Source organism: Bacillus sp. LR--39, assembly GCF_053613335.1.
Map to the genome: position 1 here is coordinate 1 of NZ_JBSIOT010001678.1, position 506 is coordinate 506.

The 506-nt window shown below is 46.4% G+C and carries 1 protein-coding gene and 1 pseudogene; both read right to left on the minus strand.

The features are described from left to right. A pseudogene (gpmI, locus tag ACWHAR_RS32475) lies at nt 1-426 on the minus strand (2,3-bisphosphoglycerate-independent phosphoglycerate mutase); the annotation flags it as partial. Next, nucleotides 419-506, minus strand: an 88-nt coding sequence (locus ACWHAR_RS32480; protein WP_452089103.1) for a triose-phosphate isomerase, incomplete at its 5' end; no start/stop codon positions are given. The pseudogene gpmI and the gene ACWHAR_RS32480, both read right to left, overlap by 8 nt.

The following is a 506-nucleotide window of genomic DNA, read 5'->3' on the forward strand; positions in this document are numbered from 1 at the left end:
TGTCAGCCCTTCTTTTTTCGCAAGCTTTAACAGTGCGAATAAATGATTGATATGGCTGTGCACGCCTCCGTCAGATAAAAGACCGAACAGATGCAAGGCTTTGTTGTTTTCTTTCGCGTTGCTGATCGCGTCAAGGAATGTTTGATTGCGTTCGAACTCTCCTTCACGAATGGCAACATTTACGCGTGTTAAGCTTTGGTACACAATACGTCCCGCACCGATATTTAAGTGACCTACTTCGGAGTTCCCCATTTGCCCTTCAGGAAGACCTACAGCCTCGCCTGAAGCAGTCAATGTTTGATGAGGATACTGGTTCCAATAGCGGTCAAAATTCGGTTTTTTCGCTAAAGCGACTGCGTTCCCTACTGTTTCGTTACGTAATCCGAACCCATCAAGAATGATGAGTGCAGCTGGTTTTTTACTCATATTGACCTTCCTCCAATAATTGAACGAATGACTGTGGCTCAAGGCTCGCGCCGCCGACCAAAGCACCGTCAATATCGGAC